A 16,149-nucleotide genomic window follows, 5' to 3' on the forward strand; every position below is an offset into this window, starting at 1 on the left:
ATGAAAACGCCCCTGATAACCCGTGAAGGGTATGAAAAACTCAAACAAGAGCTGAATTATCTCTGGCGTGAAGAGCGCCCGGAAGTCACCAAAAAGGTTACCTGGGCCGCAAGTCTGGGCGACCGCAGCGAAAATGCTGACTACCAGTATAATAAAAAGCGCCTGCGAGAGATTGACCGTCGCGTCCGTTATTTGACCAAGTGCATGGAGAATCTGAAAATTGTCGATTACTCCCCGCAGCAGGAGGGCAAAGTCTTCTTTGGCGCATGGGTCGAAATTGAAAACGATGATGGCGACATCCGCAAATTCCGCATTGTTGGCTACGATGAAATCTTCGGCCGTAAAGATTACATCTCTATCGACTCTCCCATGGCGCGTGCGCTACTGAAAAAAGAGGTCGGTGATCTCGCCGTGGTCAACACCCCCGCCGGGGAAGCCAGCTGGTATGTTAACGAGATTGAATACGTCAAATAAGCCTGGAACATTCCGAGAGAATCGGGTATCGGCTGGCATTTTGATGTGTCAATCCGTATAACTATCCCCTGATTTTTGATCCTATAGATGAAACTAAATCCATGATGAATGATTCGTTCTGCCGCATTATCGCGGGTGAAATTCAGGCACGCGCCGAACAGGTAGAAGCTGCCGTTCGCCTGCTTGACGAAGGGAACACCGTGCCGTTTATCGCACGTTATCGTAAGGAAATCACCGGCGGTCTGGATGATACGCAGCTGCGTAATCTGGAAAACCGTCTGGGTTATTTACGCGAACTGGAAGACCGCCGTCAGGCCATTCTCAAATCTATCGGCGAGCAAGGCAAACTGACCGACGAACTGGCGAAAGCAATCAACGGCACGTTAAGTAAGACCGAGCTCGAAGACCTCTATCTGCCGTACAAACCGAAGCGCCGTACTCGTGGGCAAATCGCCATTGAGGCGGGGCTTGAGCCGTTGGCTGACCTGCTGTGGTCCGCCCCTTCCCACGACCCGGAAACGGAAGCCGCAAAATATCTGAATGCCGAAAACGGCGTGGTAGACACCAAAGCCGCCCTCGACGGCGCACGCTACATTCTGATGGAGCGTTTTGCGGAAGACGCCGCGCTGCTGGCAAAAGTGCGTGACTACCTGTGGAAAAACGCGCATCTGGTCTCCACCGTGGTGAGCGGGAAAGAAGAAGAAGGCGCGAAATTCCGCGATTACTTCGATCACCACGAACCGCTCTCCACCGTTCCCTCTCACCGTGCGCTGGCGATGTTCCGCGGGCGTAACGAAGGTGTGTTACAGCTTTCGCTGAATGCCGATCCCCAGTTTGACGAGCCCCCCAAAGAGAGCCACGGCGAGCAAATTATCCAGGATCACCTTGGCCTGCGACTGAATAACGCACCGGCGGACAGCTGGCGTAAAGGCGTCGTCAGTTGGACATGGCGCATCAAGGTGCTGATGCACCTCGAAACCGAACTGATGGGCACCGTACGCGAGCGTGCGGAAGATGAGGCGATTAACGTCTTTGCCCGTAACCTGCACGACCTGTTGATGGCGGCTCCAGCAGGGTTACGCGCAACAATGGGTCTCGATCCCGGTCTGCGTACCGGTGTTAAAGTCGCGGTTGTCGATGGCACCGGTAAACTGGTTGCGACTGACACCATCTATCCGCACACCGGTCAGGCTGCCAAAGCCGCCGTTGCCGTTGCAGCTCTGTGTGAAAAACACAACGTTGAGCTGGTCGCGATCGGTAACGGTACCGCGTCCCGCGAGACCGAGCGCTTCTTCCTGGATGTGCAAAAACAGTTCCCGAAAGTTACCGCACAAAAAGTGATCGTCAGCGAAGCCGGGGCATCGGTGTACTCCGCTTCAGAACTGGCGGCACAGGAATTCCCGGATCTCGACGTTTCACTGCGTGGCGCGGTGTCGATCGCCCGCCGTCTGCAGGACCCGCTGGCTGAACTGGTGAAAATCGATCCAAAATCTATCGGTGTGGGCCAGTATCAGCACGATGTCAGCCAGACCCAGCTCGCCCGTAAGCTGGATGCGGTGGTGGAAGACTGCGTAAACGCCGTCGGCGTAGACCTGAATACCGCCTCCGTGCCGCTGTTGACACGCGTTGCAGGCATGACCCGCATGATGGCACAAAACATCGTTGCCTGGCGTGATGAGAACGGTCAGTTCCAGAACCGTCAGCAATTACTGAAAGTCAGCCGTCTGGGACCCAAAGCCTTCGAACAGTGTGCGGGCTTCCTGCGCATCAACCACGGCGATAACCCGCTGGATGCTTCCACCGTTCACCCGGAAGCCTATCCCATTGTGGAACGTATTCTGGCGGCAACCGAACAGTCGCTGCGTGACTTGATGGGCAACAGCAATGAACTGCGCAATCTGAAAGCGTCCGATTTTACCGACGAGCGCTTCGGGGTGCCAACGGTGACCGACATCATCAAAGAGCTGGAAAAACCGGGCCGTGACCCACGTCCTGAGTTCAAAACCGCACAGTTCGCTGATGGCGTGGAAACCATGAACGATCTGCTGCCAGGCATGATTCTGGAAGGCGCGGTCACCAACGTCACCAACTTCGGCGCGTTTGTTGATATCGGCGTTCACCAGGACGGTCTGGTGCATATCTCTTCATTGTCGAATAAATTCGTCGAAGATCCCCACACGGTGGTGAAAGCAGGCGACATTGTGAAGGTGAAAGTGCTGGAAGTGGACCTGCCACGTAAACGTATCGCCCTGACGATGCGTCTGGACGAGCAACCGGATGAAACCAATGCTCGTCGTAGCGGTGGGGGTAATGATCGCGCTCAGGGCAACCGCCCGGCGGCAGCAAAAGCGGCAAAACCACGCGGGCGTGATACTCAACCTGCTGGCAACAGCGCCATGATGGATGCGCTGGCAGCGGCAATGGGTAAAAAACGCTAACACACTATCGTGTTTTCTCCGGCCTGGGGCGATGTTTGACCGTAGGCCGGAAAAGCATCCCTCTCGCCATTCCGCAATATAGCCGGCGACACGGGTTAACGTCATTTAAAGTTAACAATTAAATAATGCAGAAAATTGAATCGGTTATTTAATTGCACAACGAGCAACAACACAATTAATTTTCACACCGTTAACAGGTGAAACCTTAATTAAACATTAAGAACGTCAATAATTCCTGCCTTAAAACATTCACTGCAAACCAGAATAAATGTTGAGGCATATCAATATTGGCTTAAATTATTATCCAATCCTACATTCCGTCACATTTAATCTATTGATGATAGAAACCATTCTCATTATCATTGTTTTGTTGATTATTTACTCTTTCCTTCGTTGGCGAATCATCTGGTCTCATGTCTCTTCATGAGGAAATCATCCAGTTAGCGAGATATAAGTAGGTCCCTATGCAATTCACTCCAGACACTGCGTGGAAAATTACCGGTTTTGCTCGTGAAATCAGTCCGGCGTACCGTCAAAAACTCTTGTCGCTCGGCATGTTGCCAGGCTCTTCATTCAATGTAGTGCGCGTCGCACCGTTGGGCGATCCCATCCACATTGAAACACGCCGCGTAAGTCTGGTATTGCGTAAAAAGGATCTGGCGTTATTAGAAGTGGAAGCGGTTTCCTGTTAATACAGTGAGTCTATAAAAATGAAAAAACTAACCATTGGTTTAATTGGTAATCCTAATTCCGGCAAGACAACCTTATTCAATCAGCTTACCGGTGCGCGCCAGCGTGTGGGCAACTGGGCTGGCGTCACCGTGGAGCGTAAAGAAGGTCACTTTGCGACGACGGACCATCAGGTCACGCTGGTGGATTTACCTGGCACCTATTCACTGACAACTATCTCATCGCAGACCTCACTCGATGAGCAGATTGCCTGCCACTATATTTTGAGTGGCGACGCCGACCTGCTTATCAACGTTGTCGATGCCTCAAACCTTGAACGTAATCTCTACCTGACGCTGCAACTGCTCGAACTGGGTATTCCGTGCATCGTCGCCCTAAACATGCTGGACATTGCTGAGAAGCAGCAAGTTCGCATTGATATCGACGCCCTTTCCGCTCGCCTTGGCTGCCCGGTGGTTCCGCTGGTCTCTACCCGCGGTCGCGGGATCGAAGCGCTGAAGCTGGCTATCGATCGCTATAAAGAAAACGACACCGTCGAGCTGGTTCATTATGCCCAGCCGCTGCTGCGTGAGGCTGAGTCACTCGCCGAAGCGATGGCGAAAGAGATGCCGCTGCAACAGCGCCGCTGGCTTGGCCTGCAAATGCTGGAAGGTGATATCTACAGTCGTGCCTATGCAGGTGAGGCGGCGCAAAATCTGGATGGCGCGATTGCGCGCCTGAATGAAACAATGGACGACCCGGCGCTGCATATTGCCGATGCGCGTTACCAGTGTATCGCCGCGATTTGCGACACCGTGAGCAACACGCTGACCGCAGAGCCCAGCCGCTTTACCACTGCGGTCGATAAAATCGTCCTTAACCGTTTCCTCGGTCTGCCGATTTTCCTGTTCGTGATGTACCTGATGTTCCTGCTTGCCATCAACATTGGCGGCGCACTGCAGCCGTTATTTGATGTCGGCTCCGTGGCACTCTTTATTCATGGTATTCAGTGGATTGGTTATACGCTGCACTTCCCGGACTGGTTAACCATCTTCCTGGCGCAGGGTCTTGGCGGCGGGATCAACACCGTGCTGCCGCTGGTTCCGCAGATCGGTATGATGTATCTGTTCCTCTCCTTCCTCGAAGACTCCGGCTATATGGCGCGTGCAGCCTTTGTAATGGACCGTCTGATGCAGGCGCTGGGGTTACCGGGTAAATCGTTTGTACCGCTGATTGTCGGCTTCGGCTGTAACGTACCTTCGGTGATGGGTGCCCGTACGCTGGACGCCCCGCGTGAACGCCTGATGACCATCATGATGGCGCCGTTTATGTCCTGCGGCGCACGTCTGGCGATCTTTGCCGTATTCGCCGCCGCATTCTTTGGGCAGAACGGCGCGCTGGCGGTCTTCTCGCTGTATGTGCTGGGTATCGTGATGGCTGTCCTCACCGGTCTGATGCTCAAACACACCATCATGCGTGGTGAAGCAACACCGTTTGTGATGGAGCTGCCGGTCTACCACGTTCCACACATTAAAAGCCTGATTATTCAGACCTGGCAACGCCTGAAAGGTTTTGTCATGCGCGCCGGTAAAGTCATTATCATCGTCAGCATTTTCCTCAGCGCGTTTAACAGTTTCTCACTCAGTGGGAAAATCGTCGATAACATCAACGATTCTGCGCTGGCCTCCGTCAGCCGCGTTATCACCCCAGTCTTCAAACCGATTGGTGTACACGAAGATAACTGGCAGGCAACCGTGGGTCTGTTCACGGGTGCGATGGCAAAAGAAGTGGTTGTCGGTACGCTGAATACCCTCTATACCGCGGAAAATATTCAGGAAGAAGAGTTCAACCCGGCAGATTTCCATCTCGGTGACGAACTGGCAAGCGCTGTGGATGAAACCTGGCAAAGCCTGAAAGACACCTTCAGCCTCAGCGTTCTGGCCAACCCTATCGAAGCCAGCAAAGGTGACGGTGAGATGGCAACGGGCGCAATGGGCGTGATGGGCGAGAAATTTGGCAGCGCCGCCGCTGCGTACAGCTACCTGATTTTCGTTCTGCTGTATGTCCCGTGCATTTCGGTCATGGGCGCCATCGCGCGTGAATCGAGCCGTGGCTGGATGGGCTTCTCCATTCTGTGGGGCCTGAACATCGCTTACTCGCTGTCAACGCTGTTTTATCAGGCAGTCAGCTACAAAGCGCACCCGACCTACAGTCTGGTCTGCATTTTAGCCGTCATTCTGTTTAACATCGTGGTACTGGGTCTGCTACGCCGCGCCCGTAGCCGCGTGGATATCGAACTGCTGGCGACCAATAAAACGCCAGGCTCCTGCTGCGCCAGCACCACTGGCGATTGCCACTAGGGTGATGAGAGATGGCATCGCTTATACAGGTTCGTGATTTACTGGCTCTGCGGGGGCGTATGGAGGCGACGCAAATCAGCCATACGCTGCAGACCCCGCAGCCGATGATCGACGCCATGCTATGTCAGCTAGAGAAGATGGGTAAAGCCGTGCGTATTCAGGAAGACGCCGACGGGTGTCTTTCTGGCAGCTGCAAAAGCTGCCCCGAAGGTAAAGCCTGTCTGCGCGAGTGGTGGGCTTTACGCTAATTCTCGTGACTGGCCGGATGACGTTGTGCTTATCCGGCCACCACCCTGACCATCCGTCGTTTTGCGTAGTCGGTTCCACAAGAAAGGCGCGGTTTCAGCAAAACAGATTTATCCTCCGGTCCGCTACGCATTGTTCACAATACGGGGATGCTTCCCCTTTCCCTTGCAAGTAAAGTCTCGTCATCTTGTTCTTCAGGTGACGGATCGCCATGAATACTGACGCCACAGCAACACCACATGACGCAATTTTCAAAACATTTCTGAGCCATCCGGCTACCGCGCAAGATTTTTTGCAACTCCATCTTCCGGATGCTTTACGTATTCTGTGTGACCTGAAGACACTGAAACTGGGATCAGGCAGTTTTATTGAAGACGATTTGCGTGCGCACTATTCCGATGTGTTGTGGTCGCTGAAAACCCGCGAAGGCGATGGCTACATTTACACCGTTATCGAACATCAGAGCACCGCAGATGCGCATATGGCGTTTCGTCTGATGCGTTATGCCATTGCAGTCATGCAGCGACATCTTGATGCAGGCCATAAGAAATTGCCGCTGGTGATACCCCTGCTTTTTTATCACGGTACCGCCAGCCCCTATCCCTATTCCTTGTGCTGGCTGGACAAGTTTGACGACCCGGAAGCAGCCAGACAACTTTATGCCACCGCCTTTCCACTGGTAGATATCACGGTTATGCCTGATGACGAAATCATGCAACATCGCCGTATAGCATTGTTGGAACTGATCCAAAAACATATCCGGAAACGCGATCTGATGGGTTTGGTGGAGAAACTGGCCGTCCTGCTTGTTAAGGGAGACGCTAATGACAACCAGTTGAAAGCTCTGTTTAATTACATGATTCAGGCTGGCGACACCGCGCGTTTCAGAGCGTTTATGCATGAAGTGGCCAGACGCTTACCTCAACACAAGGAGAGACTGATGACTATCGCTGAAAGATTACGTCAGGAAGGGCATATGAATGGGCTACAGGAGGGGTTAAAGAAAGGGTTGCAGAAAGGTCTACGGCAAGGGATACAGGAGGGCTTGCAACAAGGTAAACGGGAAGAAGCGCTACGCATTGCCGCAACCATGCTGGCTGACGGTATCGACAGACTGACCATTCTCAGAGTCACGGGGCTTTCCGCTGAAGAGCTGATGGCAAAAAGGCATTAATGTCTGGCCCGGTATGCTTCGTGCCACCGGGCAAGTCACGGCGCTATAACTGTTGCTTCAACGCCACCAGCGCCTGGCAGAACTCCGCTGGATGCGAGATAAACGGCGCATGTGCGGCTTTAGCAAATACCAACGATTCGCTCTGCGGCCACAAGGCATCCAGCAGCGGTACCACTTTGCGCGGAACCAGTCCGTCGAGATATCCGTACAAACGCAGGAAAGGCATCGTTAATGCGCAGAGCGGCTCACGCAAATCAACCGTTTTCAGGATCTCCAGCCCGCCATTCAGCACCGCAACCTCCGGCATCGGTAATGCCAGTACCGTTTTCTTCAACGCACGCGCATCCTGACGCGCGGTTTCCGTGCCCATGGTTTGCAACGCCAGAAAACGCTCTACGGTGCGCTGGAAGTCTTCGCTAAGCTGTTGCTGAAATCCTGCCAGAACGTCCGGCTTAATCCCCGGCCACTCGTCACGCGCGCTAAAGCATGGCGAAGATGCCACCGTCACCAGCGCCTGTACTCGTGCAGGATGGGTTAATGCCACCTGACTCGCCACCAGCCCGCCCAGACTCCAGCCCAACCAGATCGCTTTCTCCGGCGCCTGTTGTAAAACACGCTCCGCCATTTCCTCAAGCGGCATGGCGCCAAACCACTGACTACGACCAAATCCAGGCAGATCGACTAGATGTAACGTAAAATGCGAGCTAAGTTCCTCACTTATGCAATGCCATACTTCCGCATTCAGTCCCCATCCGTGCAGCAGCACAAGATGACAATTTCCCGCACCACGGGTCTGCCACCAAATATCATTCATCCGTTACTGTTCTCTTTTGCCCATGAAGGAGAGTTCTATGCTAACAGTACCGGGATTGTGCTGGCTATGCCGAATGCCGCTAATGCTAGGGCATTGGGGAATTTGTTCCGTCTGTACACGCGCAACGCGACGCCATGTCAATCTGTGTCCACAATGCGGGCTCCCTGCGGCTCACACAGCCCTTCCCTGCGGTCGATGTCTGCAAAAGCCGCCGCCTTGGCAACGACTGATTACTGTCAGCGACTATGCTCCTCCGCTGAGTGGACTTATCCACCAACTGAAGTTTTCCCGCCGCAGCGAAATTGCCGCCGCCCTCTCACGTCTCTTGTTGCTGGAGGTGCTCCAGGCTCGGCAAACGCATCCTCTCCCTCAACCAGACAGGCTCGTCAGCGTCCCACTCTGGCAGAGACGGCACTGGCGCAGAGGATTTAATCAAAGCGATTTGCTGTGCCGCCCATTAGCTCACTGGCTGGCGTGTGACTGGGACAAACAGGCAGTCACGCGGATTCGGGCTACCGCTACACAGCATCATCTCAGCGCCCGATTACGCAAACGAAACCTGAAAAACGCCTTTCGCCTTGAATTGCCCGTACAGGGACTCCATATGGTTATTGTGGATGATGTCGTCACTACCGGAAGTACCGTCGCGGAAATCGCGCAGCTGCTTTTACGCAACGGCGCGGCGACTGTCCAGGTATGGTGCCTGTGTCGAACCTTGTAGAGCCTCGATGATGGGCGTATTATAACCAAGTAAAATAGTCAACTATTAGGCCATTACTATGATCCATATTTCCGATGCTGCACAAGCGCACTTTGCCAAACTGCTGGCAAATCAGGAAGAAGGGACACAAATCCGCGTATTTGTGATCAATCCCGGCACGCCTAACGCTGAATGCGGCGTTTCTTATTGTCCGCCGGACGCCGTGGAAGCAACCGACACCGCCATTAAATTTGACCTGCTGACCGCGTATGTTGATGAACTGAGCGCACCGTATCTCGAAGACGCAGAAATCGATTTCGTCACCGACCAGTTAGGCTCCCAGCTGACCCTGAAAGCACCGAACGCCAAAATGCGTAAAGTGGCTGACGATGCACCGCTCATGGAGCGTGTGGAATACATGCTGCAATCACAGATTAACCCTCAGTTGGCTGGCCACGGTGGTCGTGTCTCTCTGATGGAAATCACCGAAGAAGGCTACGCCATTCTGCAATTTGGCGGCGGCTGCAACGGCTGTTCAATGGTGGATGTCACACTGAAAGAAGGCATTGAGAAACAGCTGCTGGGTGAATTCCCTGAACTGAAAGGCGTTCGCGATTTAACCGAACACCAACGCGGCGAGCACTCTTACTACTAAGTTCCCGTCTGTATTTGCCCGGTGGCAATAACGCTTACCGGGCCTGATTTTTCTGCCTGCCCTCCTGCATCAATCCCCCTGGAATTTGACCTGGTTCTCATATTTTAAATTTTGCTGTCCCAGGTGATTCTCAATCACCACATGTTACCCGTATCATTCGTATGGGCACCAAATCACCCCATAACAGCCAGCTAAACTGATTAGTTTGGAAGGCAATCAGCATTGGTGCTGCAAACACTCTGTTCCCGGTCGGGACAAGCGTAATTTGTCATCTAAACACTGACGTTACCCATAACAAAGTTAAGGCCAGGTAAATCATGCCATTAGTCATCGTTGCTATCGGTGTAATCTTGTTACTCCTCCTGATGATCCGTTTCAAAATGAACGGCTTCATCGCTCTCGTCCTGGTGGCGCTTGCTGTCGGATTGATGCAAGGGATGCCTCTGGGCAAGGTCATCGGTTCAATTAAAGCCGGCGTCGGCGGAACCCTTGGCAGCCTCGCCCTGATTATGGGTTTTGGCGCCATGTTGGGCAAAATGTTGGCAGACTGCGGTGGTGCGCAACGCATTGCGACCACGCTCATTGCTAAATTCGGTAAAAAACACATTCAGTGGGCGGTGGTACTCACCGGCTTCACCGTGGGTTTTGCACTGTTCTATGAAGTCGGCTTCGTCCTGATGCTGCCGCTGGTCTTCACCATTGCCGCTGCCGCGAATATCCCGCTGCTGTACGTCGGTGTACCCATGGCCGCTGCGCTGTCTGTTACCCACGGTTTCTTACCGCCGCACCCGGGTCCGACAGCTATCGCGACCATCTTCCATGCAGATATGGGTAAAACGCTGCTGTTTGGTACGATTCTGGCTATCCCAACCGTTATTCTCGCGGGTCCGGTTTATGCACGTTTCCTGAAAGGTATCGATAAGCCGATCCCGGAAGGTCTGTACAGCGCAAAAACCTTCACTGAAGAAGAAATGCCTGGCTTTGGCGTCAGCGTCTGGACCTCTCTGGTTCCGGTGATTCTGATGGCAATGCGCGCCGTAGCGGAAATGCTCCTGCCAAAAGGCCACGCCTTCCTGCAGGTCGCAGAATTCCTCGGCGATCCAGTAATGGCAACGCTGATTGCGGTTCTGATTGCGATGTTCACCTTTGGTCTGAACCGTGGACGTTCGATGGATCAGATTAATGAGACGCTGGTGTCCTCCATCAAAATCATCGCAATGATGCTGCTGATTATCGGCGGTGGCGGTGCGTTCAAGCAGGTACTGGTAGATAGCGGCGTAGACAAATACATCGCTTCAATGATGCATGAAACCAACATTTCTCCGCTGCTGATGGCATGGTCCATTGCCGCAGTACTGCGTATCGCGTTGGGTTCTGCCACCGTAGCCGCCATCACTGCAGGTGGGATTGTGGCGCCGCTGATTGCAACAACCGGCGTTAGCCCTGAGCTGATGGTTATTGCGGTCGGTTCCGGTAGCGTGATTTTCTCCCACGTAAACGATCCTGGCTTCTGGCTGTTCAAAGAATATTTCAACCTGACTATCGGTGAAACGATCAAGTCCTGGTCAATGCTGGAAACCATTATCTCTGTCTGCGGTCTGGTTGGCTGTCTGCTGCTGGGAATGGTGGTCTGATAAACCTCAGTGCCGGGTGGCAACGTCAATGCGCTACCCGTACTGCATGAACATAAAGAACCCGCCAGATGGCGGGTTCTTTTTTACTTCTTTTTTTACTTCTTCTTCGCGGCAGCTTTGCGCCGTTTATCCAAATCCTTAATCAGCTTGTTCACCCTTTCATCGGCAAACATCTTCTCAAGCGTCGTGGACAACTTGCGCCGCCAGTTCTTGTACTGATAACTGGTACCCGGAATGTTGACCGGCTCCGCCATATCTAACCAGTCTTCCGGTTGCAGCCCCAACAACGCACTGTTGCTGTCAGCAATGTAGCGCTGCATCCCACGATTGAGGATCGGCGTCATCGACATCAACGACGCCTTATGTCCGGCGCGTTTTGGTAAGCAACCGTATTTGTGCAGTGCGTCCAGCAAGCCCTGCTTTGCCTGTTCCCGGTCCAGGTACAACCCGCGCAACACGACGTCATCCGGGTAAAGACCCAATGTTTTTCCCAGCGTCAGGTCGCCGCTGTCCCAGTAGCCTTTCAGCGTGGGAAGATCATGGGTTGCCGCAACGGCCATGGATTGTTCCGGGTACGCTTTCGGCGCACGGAAATTCTTCTCATGGTCATTCTCAAAATAGAGCACTTTGTACGAATACACACCGCTGTCACGCAGCTTGCCAACAATCTCCACCGGAACCGTCCCCAGATCCTCACCGATCACCATGCAGTGGTGGCGTTGACTTTCCAGCGCCAGAATCGCGAGCAGATCGTCTACCGGGTAATGCACATAAGCGCCGTGATCGGCAGTCTCGCCATAAGGGATCCACCACAGACGCAGCATCGACATCACATGGTCGATACGCAGCGCACCGCAGTTCTGCATGTTCGCGCGCAACAATTCAATAAACGGCTCGTAGGCGCGTGCGGTAATGATATGCGGGTCCATCGGCGGCAGCCCCCAGTTTTGACCGAGCGGCCCAAGAATATCCGGTGGCGCACCCACGGACGCTTTCAGGCAGTACAACTCACGATCACACCAGGTTTCCGCTCCGCCTTCGGCGACCCCGACCGCCAGATCGCGATACAGACCGATCGGCATATCAAAGCCCTGGCTGGTTTCCCAGCAGGCAGCAAACTGGGTATATGCCAGCCACTGCAACCAGAGATAGAAATCCACTTCATCGCTGTGCTTCTCGCAGAACTGTTTAACTTCCGGCGAGTCCACCGACTGGAAGGCATCCGGCCATACCGGCCAGCCCCAGCGCATTTCATCTTCTTTCACCTGATGGGCATGCAACGCGTCAAACGCCGCCTGCCAGTACAGACTTTCGCCCTCCTGAACCACAAAACGACGGAACGCCGCCATCTGCTCATCATCACGAGACGAAAAGCCTTTCCATGCCATGCGCAGCGCCGTCATCTTCAGGGCGGTCACCGTAGAGTAATCCACCCACTCGGCATCCCGAGCGCGTTGCAGGATTTGTTGCGTCGCAGGCATTTGCCACCACTCCTGCGCCGCTTTGCTCAGGTGAAAGTCGTCTACCGCATTCACATCAATATAAATGACGTTCAGCCAGCGGCGCGAAGAAGGGCTATACGGACTGGCGCTCTCCGGGTTCGCCGGATAGAGCGCATGAATCGGGTTAAGGCCAATAAACGCCCCACCGCGCTTCGCCACGTCCGCCAGCATAGAACGCAGGTCGCCAAAGTCGCCGATCCCCCAGTTCTTTTCTGAACGCAGGGTATATAGCTGCACACATGCACCCCACAACTTTTGCCCGGCGAGCAATGCCGGCGGCTCATAGCAGCGTTTAGGCGCAACGATAATACGACAATGCGTGCGTAACTCTCCCTGCGTCAGGGTCAGCGTGTGGTACCCCTCCGGCAGCTTCGCCGGAAGGTGAAAAGATTGACCGCCGATGGCATGTCCTTTGTGCTGTGCACCCTCTTCGGTCGTGAGCAGCCAACTAAACTCACCGCTCCCTTCAACCGCCAGCGGCATTTTTTTGCCCGCGGTATACACCATCACATTCGGTACCGGTGTCACCGCCACTTTCGTGGCGGCGGTTGTACGATGCATGGCGTCAAGCAAACGCCGCTTGGTTTCGGCGCCAATAGACTGCGGTTTACCGTGGGCATTGATGTAATTGGGGCTAATCCCCGCCGCCAGCGCGGCATTATCCAGACGTTTGCTTTCCATCACGGGTCCTTAGCGTTTCGCCTGCCAGATACGAGCCTGATAATCGCGGATAGAGCGATCCGAGCTGAACATACCGCAACGCGCGGTATTCAGAATGGCGGCCCGGGTCCAGGCTTCCTGGTCACGGTACAAAACGTCAACCTGCTTCTGCGCCTCAACGTAAGCCGAGAAGTCGGCCATCACCAGATACGGGTCGCCGCCCTGCTTACCGATGCTGTGCAGCATCTGGTCAAAAGCGTGCTTATCGCCATCGCTGTATTTCCCGCTTTCCAGCTCTTTCAGCACCGCATCCAACACTTTGTCTTTCTTACGCCATTTCACCGGATCGTAGCCTTTCGCTTTCAGGGCTTTGACCTCTTCCACCGTGTGGCCAAAGATAAAGATATTTTCGTCGCCAACCTTCTCAGCAATCTCGACATTCGCACCGTCCAGCGTACCGACCGTTAACGCCCCGTTTAGCGCCAGTTTCATGTTACCGGTGCCGGAAGCCTCTTTCCCTGCCGTCGAGATCTGCTCAGAGATATCCGCCGCCGGGATCAGCATTTCCGCCGCCGAGACACAGTAATCCGGCAGGAAGACGACTTTCAGCTTGTCGCCGACTTTCGGGTCGTTGTTGATGGTTTCCGCCACTTTGTTAATGGCGAAGATGATGTTTTTCGCCAGGTAGTAACCCGGAGCCGCCTTCGCGCCAAACAGGAATACGCGCGGTACGCGATCTGCCTGTGGATTTTCACGAATCTCTTTATAGAGCGCCAGAATATGCAGCAGATTCAGGTGCTGACGCTTGTACTCATGCAGGCGTTTGATCTGAATATCAAAGATGGCGTTGGTCGTAATCTCAATCCCGGTACGCGCTTTAATAAACGTCACCAGCCGTTGTTTGTTCGCCAGCTTGATATCGCGGTACTGCTGGCGGAACGTCGCGTCATCAGCGTATTTCTCCAGATTAATCAGCTGATCGAGGTCGTTAGCCCACTCTTTTTTCAGCGATTTATCCAACAGAGCCGCCAGTGCCGGGTTGCACTGTTTGATCCAGCGACGCGGCGTAATCCCGTTGGTCACGTTATGGAATTTGTTTGGCCACAGCTGGTGATATTCCGGGAACAGATCTTTTACCACCAGGTCAGAGTGCAGCGCCGCCACACCGTTAACCGCAAAGCCGCTGACCACGCACAGGTTGGCCATACGCACTTGTTTATTGTGTACAACCGCCAGCTTCGCCCAGACTTCAGCATCACCCGGCCAGGTTTTATCGACCAGCGTCTTAAAGCGGTCATTAATCTCTTTGATGATTTGCATATGACGCGGCAGCAACGCTTTTACCAGTTTCTCATCCCAGCACTCCAGCGCTTCTGGCATTAACGTGTGGTTGGTATAGGCGAAGGTCTTGCTGGTGATTGCCCATGCGTCATCCCAGCTCATCTGGTGCTCATCAATCAATACGCGCAGCAGTTCAGGAATAGCGATAGTCGGATGGGTATCGTTCAACTGAATCACTTCGTAATCAGCCAGTTCATGCAGCTTACGCCCCGCCAGATGGTGACGGCGCAGAATATCGGCAACGGAACAGGCGCACTGGAAGTACTGCTGCATCAGACGCAGCTTTTTACCCGCCGTATGGTTGTCATTCGGGTACAGCACTTTCGTCAGTTTTTCAGCATCGATACCCTGTTGCTCCGCACGCAGGAAATCACCGTCGTTAAATTTGGTCAGGTTAAAAGGATGTGCGTGGCTGGCCTGCCACAGACGCAGCGGCTGCGCCACGCCGTTACGGTAGCCGAGTACCGGCAGATCCCATGCCTGGCCGGTGATAGTGAAGCCAGGCTCCCAGCCCCCCTCTTTGCTGACCTTACCGCCAATACCGACCTGCACATCCAGTGCCTCGTTATGGCGGAACCACGGATAGCTTCCACGATGCCAGTCATCCGGCGCTTCCATCTGCTGCCCATCGGCAAAAGACTGGCGGAACAGGCCGTACTGATAATTCAGGCCATAGCCCGTCGCGGACTGACCGACTGTCGCCATGGAGTCGAGGAAACACGCCGCCAGACGTCCCAGACCACCGTTACCCAATGCCGGATCGATTTCTTCTTCCAGCAGGTCGGTCAGGTTGATGTCATGCGCTTTCAGCTCATCGCTCACGCCCTGATACCAGCCCAGGTTGAGCAGGTTGTTGCCCGTCAGACGACCAATTAAAAACTCCATCGAAATGTAGTTAACATGACGCTGGTTTTTCGCCGGTTTCACCGCAGGCTGAGCACTGAGTAATTCAGCCAACGCCCCACTCACGGCCTGCCACCACTGGCGCGACGTCATTTCGTGAGCCGACAGTAAACCGAAGCGCTGCCACTGACGTGTCAGGGCAGCCTGAAAGTGATCTTTATTGAAGGTAGGCTGTGACATAGGGGTTCCAGGTCCTTAGGTAATAAAACAACGTTATCGCTAGTTTGCCAGGCTCGTTGTTGACCTTCCTCATCCTGGCGAGGATTAGGGAGGGAGGAGGAGCGGGGATGAGCATAAAAATGTGATCGCGACCACTCAAAGGCGGTGTAATTACCCGTAAAAGCGCAGAATCTCCACACACATCCCTGAAATGCACATTAGCGAACAAGGATTAACCGGGCAATTTAAAATAGGGACAAAACGTTTCTAAAAAAACGCAAATAACGAAATAGTTTCCATGCTGAAATACATATAGCGCTTAAGATATTTCACAGGAAAATTATACGGCGATCGCAAAACTCACCGATTTCATTAATCCAAAGGGTTGTCATACAAAAAGAAGGGGATTATTCGATACCG

Annotated in this window: 12 protein-coding genes; 9 read left to right on the top strand and 3 right to left on the bottom strand. The window is 53.7% G+C overall.

Features of this window, described 5'->3' with window-relative positions; all coding sequences use genetic code 11:
- The 6 genes from greB (at position 1) to N7268_RS04005 (ending at position 7,361) form a co-directional block, all read left to right on the top strand.
- Positions 1-474, top strand: a complete 474-nt coding sequence (gene greB, locus N7268_RS03980) for a transcription elongation factor GreB (protein ID WP_005121627.1) — start codon at positions 1-3, stop codon at positions 472-474.
- Positions 475-575: 101 nt separating this feature from the next.
- Positions 576-2,912, top strand: coding sequence for a Tex family protein (locus N7268_RS03985; RefSeq protein ID WP_260861851.1), 2,337 nt, complete (start codon positions 576-578; stop codon positions 2,910-2,912).
- Positions 2,913-3,376: 464 nt separating this feature from the next.
- Entirely contained in the window at positions 3,377-3,604 is a 228-nt protein-coding gene (gene feoA / locus N7268_RS03990) for a ferrous iron transporter A (RefSeq protein WP_162380549.1), read from the top strand.
- An 18-nt stretch (positions 3,605-3,622) separates the two neighbouring features.
- Positions 3,623-5,941, top strand: a complete 2,319-nt coding sequence (feoB, locus tag N7268_RS03995; RefSeq protein WP_260861852.1) for a Fe(2+) transporter permease subunit FeoB — start codon at positions 3,623-3,625, stop codon at positions 5,939-5,941.
- 11 nt (positions 5,942-5,952) lie between these two features.
- Entirely contained in the window at positions 5,953-6,189 is a 237-nt protein-coding gene (feoC, locus tag N7268_RS04000) for a [Fe-S]-dependent transcriptional repressor FeoC (protein ID WP_198907074.1), read from the top strand.
- Positions 6,190-6,398: 209 nt separating this feature from the next.
- Complete coding sequence (locus tag N7268_RS04005; RefSeq protein WP_260861853.1) at positions 6,399-7,361, top strand: Rpn family recombination-promoting nuclease/putative transposase; 963 nt, start codon at positions 6,399-6,401, stop codon at positions 7,359-7,361.
- A 43-nt stretch (positions 7,362-7,404) separates the two neighbouring features.
- On the opposite strand, the gene bioH is transcribed toward N7268_RS04005, so the two are convergent.
- Complete coding sequence (gene bioH, locus N7268_RS04010; protein WP_260861854.1) at positions 7,405-8,175, bottom strand: pimeloyl-ACP methyl ester esterase BioH; 771 nt, start codon at positions 8,173-8,175, stop codon at positions 7,405-7,407.
- A gap of 37 nt (positions 8,176-8,212) precedes the next feature.
- Between bioH and gntX the strand changes: the two genes are divergently transcribed.
- The 3 genes from gntX (at position 8,213) to gntT (ending at position 11,164) form a co-directional block, all read left to right on the top strand.
- Positions 8,213-8,896 (top strand): DNA utilization protein GntX, encoded by a 684-nt coding sequence (gntX, locus tag N7268_RS04015; RefSeq protein ID WP_260861855.1) that lies wholly within the window; start codon positions 8,213-8,215, stop codon positions 8,894-8,896.
- Positions 8,897-8,954: 58 nt separating this feature from the next.
- Positions 8,955-9,530 (top strand): Fe-S biogenesis protein NfuA, encoded by a 576-nt coding sequence (gene nfuA / locus N7268_RS04020; RefSeq protein WP_198907070.1) that lies wholly within the window; start codon positions 8,955-8,957, stop codon positions 9,528-9,530.
- 317 nt (positions 9,531-9,847) lie between these two features.
- Positions 9,848-11,164, top strand: a complete 1,317-nt coding sequence (gntT, locus tag N7268_RS04025; RefSeq protein WP_198907069.1) for a gluconate transporter — start codon at positions 9,848-9,850, stop codon at positions 11,162-11,164.
- A 95-nt stretch (positions 11,165-11,259) separates the two neighbouring features.
- On the opposite strand, the gene malQ is transcribed toward gntT, so the two are convergent.
- Both malQ and malP read right to left on the bottom strand, forming a co-directional pair.
- Positions 11,260-13,347 carry a 4-alpha-glucanotransferase gene (gene malQ / locus N7268_RS04030; protein WP_260861856.1) on the bottom strand — a complete coding sequence of 696 codons (2,088 nt, stop codon included), beginning with the start codon at positions 13,345-13,347 and terminating at the stop codon, positions 11,260-11,262.
- A 9-nt stretch (positions 13,348-13,356) separates the two neighbouring features.
- Complete coding sequence (gene malP / locus N7268_RS04035; RefSeq protein WP_260861857.1) at positions 13,357-15,750, bottom strand: maltodextrin phosphorylase; 2,394 nt, start codon at positions 15,748-15,750, stop codon at positions 13,357-13,359.
- Between the last annotated feature and the right edge of the window lie 399 nt (positions 15,751-16,149).

The organism is Citrobacter sp. Marseille-Q6884 (assembly GCF_945906775.1).
In the GTDB taxonomy this organism is placed as follows: Bacteria; Pseudomonadota; Gammaproteobacteria; order Enterobacterales; family Enterobacteriaceae; genus Citrobacter.